The following is a 9,730-nucleotide window of genomic DNA, read 5'->3' as shown; positions in this document are numbered from 1 at the left end:
CATACCTGTTCCCATCCCGAACACAGAAGTCAAGCTTTCTGAGCCGATGATAGTGCATACCAGCGTGAAAGTAGGTATTGCCGGATTTTTAAAACTCTCTTGCAGCTTTGCTGCAAGAGAGTTTTTTAATGCGCGGACGGGAGCTCGATCGACGCCTCGCCCCAAAAAGTGTCACCCTCCCTCCGGGAGGGTCGGCCGCTGAAAGCGGCCGGGGAGGGTGGTGAAACCATGTTTGCACGATCCACCACTAACACTCCGAGCCCCACCCAGAGCCGGCTGCCGCCGACTCTGACCTCCCCATAGGGGAGGTGAATTCAGATTCACCCTCCCTCCGGGAGGGTCGGCCGCTGAAAGCGGCCGGGGAGGGTGGTGAAACCATGCGTGCACCGTCCACCACTAACACTTCGAGCCCCACCCAGAGCCGGCTACCGCCGACTCTGACCTCCCCACAGGGGAGGTGAATTCAGACTTCACCCTCCCTTCAGGGAGGGTCGGCCGCTGAAAGTGGCCGGGGAGGGTGGTGAAACCACGCTTGCACCATCCATCTCTAACACTCCGAGCCCCACCCAGAGCCGGCTGCCGCCGACTCTGACCTCCCCAAGGGCGAGGTGAATCGTTTGAGCGCGCACATAACCTCCCGGGGGCTACGAGCCTCACTTGGTTTGTTATCATCTGCTGCTTACCTCAACCCCAATAGTCTTCTGTTTAGGATCGATCGCATGCTGAAAACTGCTTTGCTCTTGTTGCTCTTTGTTTCCATGACCCTTAGTGCTAATGGCGATGAGGTTCCTTCGGAGGACAAAGACACCAAACTAAAACCTGGCCCAGTCGATCCGCAAGAAAAAGAAAAGCCGGGGGCGATCGATGAAGATGCGAACTCCGAATTCAAGAAGACCGATTCGGGTCTGAAGTACCGCATCCTCCGTAAGAGCGACAAAGCCAAACCGACGGCGAAAGACAGCGTCGAAGTCCACTACAAGGGATGGCTGGATGATGGCACCATTTTCGATAGCTCTTATCGTCGCGCGTCGAAGATTTCATTTCCGCTGAGCGGCGTGATCAAAGGATGGACCGAAGGGATGCAGCTTGTCGGCGAAGGGGGAATGATTGAATTGGAAATTCCTGCCTCACTCGGCTACGGCGCTCGCGGTGCTGGCGGCGTGATTCCTCCGAATGCAACGTTGCACTTTGTCGTCGAGCTCTTCGAGATCAAATAGCTTGACTTCGCGATTGCGACTTTCATCGACAAACCATTGCCCCCGGCCGAACTGCGTTGCACGCAGAGATGGCCGGGATTTTTTTTGTCGGTTTACTTGTTTAGCGGACCCCCAAGCTGCTTAGGAATGCGGGCACTTCGACACTCGCTTTGCCTCGGATTGATTCATCGAACACGGCGGAATTCGGCGTTTCGTCGAGATTGATTTCGATTTTCCGGCAACTCGGCTTGGTTTGACGAACGATTCCGGCGGCGGGATAGACGACGGCCGAGGTTCCGATCGCGACAAACAGGTCGGCTTGGTTTGCGGCTGCTTCGATTTGCTCGAGCCCCAAAGGCATTTCACCAAACCACACAACATGCGGACGTAGCGTCCCGCGGATGTCTGGCCGCGCGGGGTGCGGGGTTGATTCGTCGAGATCATCTCGCCACGGAAATACTTCTCCGGTGCGGACGCAGCGGGCTTTCAAAAGTTCGCCGTGCATCGCCAACACTTTCTTGCTGCCAGCGCGGACATGCAGATCATCAATGTTTTGCGTGACGAGCAAAAAATCGTCCTGGTGCGCGGCCTCGAACTCCGCCAACGCTCGGTGGGCTGCGTTTGGTTGGATTTTTGCATCCAACAAGCAACGCCGTCGCTGGTTATAGAAATCGTGGACCAAAGCCGGATTCCGCTGAAACGCTTGCGGCGTGGCAACATCTTCAAAACGATGTCCCTCCCACAATCCATTTGCATCGCGAAAAGTCGGTACGCCCGATTCAGCTGAGATGCCGGCGCCGGTCAAAATCAGAATCTTCATCGATATTCAAAAGGGGTTGGTTGGATCGGTGTCAGGGTCGTTTTGGCTGCGATCGTGATCCCAGCGGGAACCTCTCACAAGCTTCGATTTCTATTGTGCAGCATGAAGCCGTCTGTGCTAACCTAGGAGGGTGCCGAAACACCCACAAGAAGCTCTCACGGCCGCTCCCGCCTCCATCGACGTCCAATCCCACCCGCACTCGATAGACTTTCGCTATGGCCACAGTCACCACTTCGATGAGCCGTCGTAAAACAGTGTCGGTGGGCGTCGTTTTTCAATTGGCTTCTTTTTCACTTGCCGCATTCTCTCAGGAACCTGGATCGGTCGATTTTTTCGAGAATCGCATCCGCCCTGTGCTAGTCAAGCATTGTTACGAGTGCCATTCGGCGAAATCGGATGACCTTGGCGGCTCACTACTTCTGGATTCCTCGGGAGGCATGACGCAGGGTGGCGACAGCGGACCTGCGATCGTTAAGGGCCATCCACAACAGAGTCTGTTGGTGTCCGCGATCCGCTACGAATCATCCGAGATGCCACCACAGGGAAAGTTGCCTGACCAGGTGATTGCGGATTTCGAACAATGGATTACCGCGGGCGCAGTCGATCCCCGAGACCAGCCAACCAGCATTCCCACCGCAACGCCTGCGATCGACATCGAAGCGGGCAAACAGTTTTGGGCGTTTCGCCCGATTCAAGCCCCAGCAATCCCCGACGCCATCGTGCGACCGAGCGATACCGGATCGACTACTTCCCTAAGCAAATCCAAACCGACCAGCAGTTCGCTGATCGATTGTTTCTTGGACGCGGAACTCGCAAAAGCATCGATCGCCGAAAATGAACTCGCCTCACCTGACATCCGCTTGCGTAGATTGTGCTTTGATCTGACCGGGCTACCTCCGAATCTCGAATTGCAACGGGCGTGGAGCGAAGATCCATCACCGCAACATTGGATCCAGATTGTCGATCAACTGTTGAGCTCCATTGAGTTCGCTGAACATTGGGCACGTCATTGGATGGATTTGGCTAGGTATGCCGACAGCAACGGTGCCGACTTCAACGCCACGCATCATGACGCTTGGCGTTATCGCGACTACTTAGTTCGCTCGTTTGCCGAAGACCGCTCGATTGACGAAATGATCCAACAACAGATTGCTGGCGACTTGCTGCCCTCGTCGACCGATTCGCAGCGTTTCGACAACCTTGTGGCCACCACGTTTCTGATGTTGGGAACCAAGATGCTGAGTGAACGCGACAAGGTAAAACTGGAAATGGATGTCGTTGACGAGCAGATCGATACGGTGGGGCGAGCGTTCCTAGGGCTGACGCTTGGCTGTGCTCGCTGCCACGATCACAAATTTGATCCGGTTCCGACGCGAGACTATTACGCATTGGCCGGAATTTTTCGCAGCACGCAAACGCTCAATGGCGAAAGCCAAAAGTACGTCAGCACGTGGAACAAAACGCCCCTGCCGACCAGCGAGCAACATCGACAAGCGATCGCGAATCACAATCAACATCAAAAAACACTCGAGTCCGACTTGAAGCGACTCGACAGCGAGTTGGCGGCACTGAAAAAACGGATCACGCCCGACGGATTGGTGCTGGACGATGAGGAAGGCAAAAAATCAGGGCAATGGAAAGCGTCGACTCTTTTTCACACGTTCGTCTCCAAAGGCTATGTGCATGACAACAACGGCGAGAAGGGAAAACTGAAGGTCGAATTTTCGGTGCGTCTGCCAGAGACCGGACGTTACGAGGTTCGGTTAGCGGGATCCCCAGGGTCGAACCGTGCCTCGCGGGTGCCTGTCTCGATCCGCGATGCAAACGGCGATCATGAGGTATTCGTCAATCAACGGACCGCAGCGATCAATGAGATTTGGAACTCGCTGGGTGAGTTCCATTTCAACACGGACCAAGACGCCATCGTTACCATCGGCAACGCAGACACCGATGGCTATGTGATCGTCGATGCGATCCAGTTTCGCCGAGTCGACGTCGCCGAGAAGGGAACGGAAAAACCGGAAGCAGATCCTCGTGTCACCCAAGCGATTGAGCAAAAAAGCAAAGAGCGTGATCAGGTTCAAACGAAGCTCGCGGAGCTTAAAAAAAATCCACCGGCCCCGTTGCCTTTGGCGATGGCTCCGCGAGACCGAAGCAGTGACAAGACGATGGATTGCCGGATTCATATTCGCGGCGAAACGGCGAACTTGGGCGAGATCGTGCCTCGCGGCTTCTTGCAAGTCTGCAGCGGCGGCACTGCCACGATCGCGTCACCTCGTGGCAGCGGACGCTTAGAACTGGCCGATTGGTTAACCGACCCGGACAATCCGCTTGTCGCTCGCGTGTTTGTCAATCGTGTTTGGATGCATTTGATGGGCGAGGGGATCGTGCGGACGGTTGATAATTTCGGCATGCAAGGCGAACGTCCTTCGCATCCAGAATTACTCGACTTTTTGGCGTCCGATTTCCTGCGCAGCGGTTGGCAATTGAAACCATTGATACGCCGGATTGTGACGACGCAAGCCTATCAGCGTTCCTCTGCGCTCAATCCACGTGCATGTGAGATTGATCCCGAGAACCGACTGCTGTGGCGAATGCATCGTCGGCGTTTGCCAGCCGAAGCGATTCGCGACACGATGCTTGTCGCTGCGAACCAACTCGATCGCACTGCCCGCTTTGAACCGATGAAAGGGATGGGGGTATTGGTTTCGAATAACAATAGCGACAGCGATGCCAAGATCGGATCCAACTCACCAACATGCCGCACACTGTACATGCCGGTGGTTCGCGGCTATGTGCCGGCGTTATTAACCGCGTTGGACGCAGCCGATCCGGATTTGCTGGTCGGAAAACGCCCGACCACCAATGTGCCGGGTCAAGCGTTGGTGTTGATCAATAGTCCTGAAATCAATCAATGGTCCGAGACGACGGCGGAGCGAATCTGCAATGAACACCGTGATTTTCCGACGCGAATCGAAGCCGCCTATCGACGTTGTTTCCAGCGGTTGCCAACGGCAGAGGACCATCGATTGGCCACTGATTTTTTCGCCGGCCAAGAAGACTCCGCTTCACGATGGCATGCATTCGTTGCCGCGATGTTCGCCGCAACGGAATTCCGTTTACTCGATTAGCACTTTGATTCGGTAACTCCTCTGGCTGCTGCGATTTGAAGCGGAACCCCTGCAATCCATCCGACAAGCAATGCAAAAGGTTCGAACATGACGATCTCTCGACGACGCTTCCATACCGCTGCGAGTATCGGACTGGGTTCGCTGGTAGTCACAGCACCATCGCTTGTTTCGTCATGCGGTGCCGCCGCAATCCAGACGCCTCATGTGCCACCACGAATCAAACGTGTGATTTTTTTATTCATGCATGGCGGTCCGAGTCACATCGATACATTCGATTACAAACCGATGCTGGCCAAGCAGGACGGAAAACCGCTGCCGTTTGCGTTGCCTGCCAATATTGACGCAGCGCCGACCCTGATGAACGGCCCATGGAAATTCAAACGGCGTGGCGAATCAGGACTTTGGGTCAGCGATTTGCTGCCACACATGGCATCCGAAATCGACTCGATGTGCGTCATCCGCAGCATGCATACCAAGGGACAATCGCATGGCCAAGCGGTCGGCATGATCAACACCGGAAGCGACAACTTGGTTCGTCCGAGCGTGGGAGCGTGGATCAGTTACGCGTTAGGCAGCGGCCATCCCGACTTGCCCGCGCACGTGGCGATCTCGCCAGCGACGGCGCATGGCGGACCACGTAATTACGGCGCTGCGTTTCTGCCGGCGATGCACCAGGCGACCGTGATCGGACGTAACGGGCGGTTCGGTGACGGCAAGATCCCGTTTCTCGACAGCCGCGAAGACGAAGCGTCGTTACGTGAACGATTCAATCTGATTCAAGCGATGAACCGGCAACATTTGACACGCAGCGGCGTCGATCGCGAAATCGAAGGAGCGATCGAAGCGGTCGACTTGGCATCACGCATGCAAAACGCTGCACCGGAGGTGATGGATTTGAACAATGAATCCGCGGCAACACAGCGTGATTACGGGATCGGTGAAAAGTCGACCGATTCGTTTGGTCGTGGATGCTTGTTGGCGCGTCGATTGGCCGAGGCGGGCGTGCGGTTCATCAGCGTTAGCAGCGGTCAAGTGTGGGACCAACATGGCAACTTAAAAGACGGTCACAACAAAAACGCGGCGGCCACGGATCTGCCCGTTGCAGCGCTGATTCGCGACCTAAAACGCCGTGGTTTGTGGGACGAAACGCTTGTCGTGTGGGGTGGCGAGTTTGGCCGAACGCCGGTGGTGCAAGGCAAAAATGGACGCGACCATAACCCTCAAGGCTTTACGATGGTGTTGTCCGGCGGTGGCGTCAAAAGCGGGTTTGCGTACGGCGAAACCGACGATTTTGGCTACTACGCTCGGACCGATCGGGTGCACATGCACGACCTACATGCCACGCTGTTGCACTTGCTCGGGATCGACCACACACGTTTGACGTATCGCTACGCGGGCCGTGATTTCCGTCTGACCGATGTTGCAGGCCGTGTCGTCGAGGAGATTTTGGTGTGATGGTTGTTCAAGACGCAGAGCAGACACTGCGGCCAACGATTGGCTAGGTTACTTTGGTCAATTTTTCCAGCGGCACGTAGTACCGAACGTAACGGCCACCGTCGCTGAACCGTTCCCCTTTTTGATTTTCCACCAGCACGGTCGCACGACGCGTGATGCGATTGACGCGTCCGAGCATGTTGTGTCCATCGTGGTAAAATCGAACGCGGTCTCCGACGCGAACATCAAATTTGATCAACGCGCGTTCGCGCTGTGTGATCAGATCGTGCCGATAATCGCGATGGTCAAAGTAGCGACGCGCGATCGATTGGAAGCGATTTTCATTGCAATTGCCGCTGTTCCAAATCAGCATTTCGATCAGGTGTGTGAATTCGTGTTCGGCGATCCGCTGCATCGCTTCGAGTCGGTTGCGACAAACCCGGCCTGTCACCTCGACCGGACGATCGACGTCCTCGAACGTTTGGAACAGCAACGTCGACGAGAGGATCAATTCGAAATTGCGTTGCCGATTGATGCCGTGGGGATAGTGAGTGACCAATTTACCGGCGACCCGCGTCATCCGTGACGAAAAACCGAACGACAATCCTTCGGCGCGGGCGGTTGGCAGAATTTTCCCTGCGAAGAACCGCTCGTCATACATTTGGATCATCCGCACCAAGTCATCACGCCCGACTTTGGTGAAGTTGGGCTGGCGAATCAAACGGCTCAGCGAGAGTGTTTGTTCGTAGATCTCGCGTTGCCAGGTGTGGATCTGGCTAGTGGTGAAGCGACGTGTGGCGACTTCGTCTGCCAAACGCTGCAAAACATTCGGATCGCGCGGAGGGATCGTCGACGCGGCCCCGACAGCAAAGGGGGATGCCGCCCGCTCGCGGATGGTTTGCGGTGGGGACGATGAGGGTGAAGACGGTTTGCCGGCATTTCGCGGCGCGGCAGCCGCGGACGATTTTTTCGCTGGCTTGGCCGAAGAGCGATGGCTTTGCTGCGAAGACTTTTTAGCCGGTTGATTCATCATTCACCAAAACAACGAGTTGATTTCCGCCGTGAAATTGCTCAGTGAATCAGGTTTTGCCAGTTTGACCGTTCCCTTTTCACGTTTTTTCTCGCTCCGGAGCTTGAGAATTGTTTGACGCTTCGCCCCTGTGTCTGAGATAATAGAGCAAACCAACTCTTCTCGGACCACATCGATTTTTGCGGTGTGCACAGCATCTCACGGGTAAATTGAATGATTCATCGCGCGGCAACCCACATCGACTCGTCGCATCCGCACGCTCAGGAACGCCATGTCGTGTTGTTTTTGGCGATTTTGGTAGCCGCGATGGGCTACTTCAGCGTGCAAGTCCAGGCCCAAGAAGCGAAATACGACACGATCCCGATGATCGAAGCGTTCAAGAAAGATGCAACGATCAAGCGGATGGAGCGGGCGGCAGGCTCGTTTGCGAGCCACCGCGGCGACGTCAACGCGTTCGCGGAAAAACGCGTGGCAGAGGCGTATTTCAGGAACTACATCCCAGCCAAGATGACTCAGCCCGACGCATTGCAAGAAGTCTCGCAGAGCGTCCAAGAGATGATGGGATACCTCAGCCGGGCGCAACGCAGCGGGGGGCCAGCGGGGATTGAGGTTTTGAAATGGGTTTTCAGTGGGATGAAGACCGTCGCCGAGGGGAATTACTCGCCGATGGCGCGAATCAACGCAGTTTTAGTGCTCGGCCGATTGGATATTCGCCAAGCCAATCTGCTGAATCAGCAGCCCCCGGTTCCTTTGTCGTACTCGCTTCCGATTTTGATCAAATTGTACGAGGACGAGACCAATGCGGAAGGGATTCGCGCCGCGGCTCTGCATGGCATTCGCCGCTACGTGACCTACGGTTTTTACACGCTCGACGACGCTCAACGCGCCAAATTAACCAAACTGATGACCGAGCTTCTGGATGCTCCGGTGCCAGCAAATCGCACCGAAAAAGCGCATGCATTTTTGCAGCGATACGCTGTCGACATCCTTGATTTTGCCCGTTCCAGCGCGTCGCCGGACCTTGCCAAAAAGCTGGTCAGCATCAGCACGGACCAGAAACGCCCGAACATGATCGCGGCTTATTCAGCGGCTCGCGCCGGGAAAATGAAGGAATTGAAGGGCCAAGTCGCCTCGCCAAGCGACGTGCTCGAGAGCTGGTCCGCACGTGTTTGGTTGGCGCTGCAAGACGAACTAAAACGCCTCAAATCGCTTGAACGCCCACGGCAAGCTGCTGTCCAACCGTCGACTCCCGATTCGCACCTGCGGCTGACCGACAAACCGGTCAAGCCCAGCGGCGGACGGATGGGAATGGAGGGCTACGATGATATGGAGGGACCAGGCGGCATGATGGCCGGAGGTGGAATGGAATCTGATATGGGGATGGATATGGGCATGGGGATGGACATGGATATGGGCATGGATATGGAGATGGGCATGGACATGATGGGAGGCGAGTATGGGATGGGAATGTCGATGGCCCCCGTCGCAATCCCGCAAAAGCCCGAGGTAACTGCATCCCGCAAACGGTTGCTGCATATCATCCAACAACTGCACATCGGTGCGAGCGGAACCCCAACGCTGGGCATCCCTAAAACGCCTGCGGGGCTGCTGGCATCGGTCGACGCGAAAGACAAGACGGTCGTCGAAAAATGGCTCGCCGACATGCAATTGGTGGTGGAGGCATTGAACGACCAAACCAAGTCCGACGAGAAGCTATTTATGGAAGGATTGGTCGAACAGATCGAGATTGTCAAAGAAATGGCGGGCCCCACCGCACTTGAAATCGAGCGAGAAAAGGCCAAGGAAATGGAGTTGGCTGGGATCGCGGTGGACGCGGTCGTGGATGCCGATTTGGCCGTCGATGCAGCGCCAGCCGTGGCCGCAGACCCAATGGTCGAAGCGGCAAAGATCGCAAATCCCGCTGGCATTGACCCCGCGGCAATCGACGCAGCCGCCGCTGTGGCGGCACCAGCAGCTCCGGCAAACGCAGTGGCCCCCGCAGACGCGGCGCCGGCAGCAGCAGCGCCCGCAGCAGCGCCCGCAGCAGCGCCCGCAGCAGCAGACGCCGCAGTGGACATCCCGGCGTTGGAAGATCTGCAGTAGACACAAGCAGATTGTC

At 56.2% G+C, this 9,730-nt stretch carries 6 protein-coding genes and 1 rRNA gene; 5 read left to right on the top strand and 2 right to left on the bottom strand.

The features are described from left to right. Positions 1–86 (top strand): 5S ribosomal RNA (rrf, locus tag ABEA92_RS31430); the annotation flags it as partial. A gap of 522 nt (positions 87–608) precedes the next feature. Further along, on the top strand, positions 609–1,217 hold the full coding sequence (locus ABEA92_RS25140) for an FKBP-type peptidyl-prolyl cis-trans isomerase (RefSeq protein WP_425572491.1): 609 nt from the start codon (positions 609–611) through the stop codon (positions 1,215–1,217). Between the two features lie 100 nt (positions 1,218–1,317). Here ABEA92_RS25140 and ABEA92_RS25135 read toward each other — a convergent pair whose 3' ends face one another. Continuing rightward, a complete protein-coding gene (locus ABEA92_RS25135) occupies positions 1,318–2,016 on the bottom strand; it encodes an NAD-dependent deacylase (protein ID WP_345687453.1) in 699 nt (232 codons plus the stop codon). A 215-nt stretch (positions 2,017–2,231) separates the two neighbouring features. Between ABEA92_RS25135 and ABEA92_RS25130 the strand changes: the two genes are divergently transcribed. Then, on the top strand, positions 2,232–5,147 hold the full coding sequence (locus tag ABEA92_RS25130; protein ID WP_345687451.1) for a DUF1553 domain-containing protein: 2,916 nt from the start codon (positions 2,232–2,234) through the stop codon (positions 5,145–5,147). 87 nt (positions 5,148–5,234) lie between these two features. Next, positions 5,235–6,602 (top strand): DUF1501 domain-containing protein, encoded by a 1,368-nt coding sequence (locus tag ABEA92_RS25125; protein ID WP_345687449.1) that lies wholly within the window; start codon positions 5,235–5,237, stop codon positions 6,600–6,602. A gap of 43 nt (positions 6,603–6,645) precedes the next feature. On the opposite strand, the gene ABEA92_RS25120 is transcribed toward ABEA92_RS25125, so the two are convergent. Beyond that, positions 6,646–7,614 carry a hypothetical protein gene (locus ABEA92_RS25120; RefSeq protein WP_345687447.1) on the bottom strand — a complete coding sequence of 323 codons (969 nt, stop codon included), beginning with the start codon at positions 7,612–7,614 and terminating at the stop codon, positions 6,646–6,648. A gap of 210 nt (positions 7,615–7,824) precedes the next feature. On the opposite strand from ABEA92_RS25120, the gene ABEA92_RS25115 reads away from it, so the two are divergent. Beyond that, positions 7,825–9,714, top strand: a complete 1,890-nt coding sequence (locus ABEA92_RS25115) for a hypothetical protein (RefSeq protein WP_345687445.1) — start codon at positions 7,825–7,827, stop codon at positions 9,712–9,714. Positions 9,715–9,730: the final 16 nt, after the last annotated feature.

The organism is Novipirellula caenicola (assembly GCF_039545035.1).
GTDB classification, from domain to species: Bacteria; Planctomycetota; Planctomycetia; order Pirellulales; family Pirellulaceae; genus Novipirellula; species Novipirellula caenicola.
Note: the sequence above shows the minus strand (reverse complement) of the source record. Positions and strands in the feature narration are given on the sequence as shown.

Bases quoted from the DNA above. Each gene is read 5' to 3' on its own strand.
- ABEA92_RS25135 (WP_345687453.1), bottom strand. From the start codon at position 2,016: ATGAAGATTCTGATTTTGACCGGCGCCGGCATCTCAGCTGAATCGGGC.
- ABEA92_RS25130 (WP_345687451.1), top strand. From the start codon at position 2,232: ATGGCCACAGTCACCACTTCGATGAGCCGTCGTAAAACAGTGTCGGTG.
- ABEA92_RS25125 (WP_345687449.1), top strand. From the start codon at position 5,235: ATGACGATCTCTCGACGACGCTTCCATACCGCTGCGAGTATCGGACTG.
- ABEA92_RS25120 (WP_345687447.1), bottom strand. From the start codon at position 7,614: ATGATGAATCAACCGGCTAAAAAGTCTTCGCAGCAAAGCCATCGCTCT.
- ABEA92_RS25115 (WP_345687445.1), top strand. From the start codon at position 7,825: ATGATTCATCGCGCGGCAACCCACATCGACTCGTCGCATCCGCACGCT.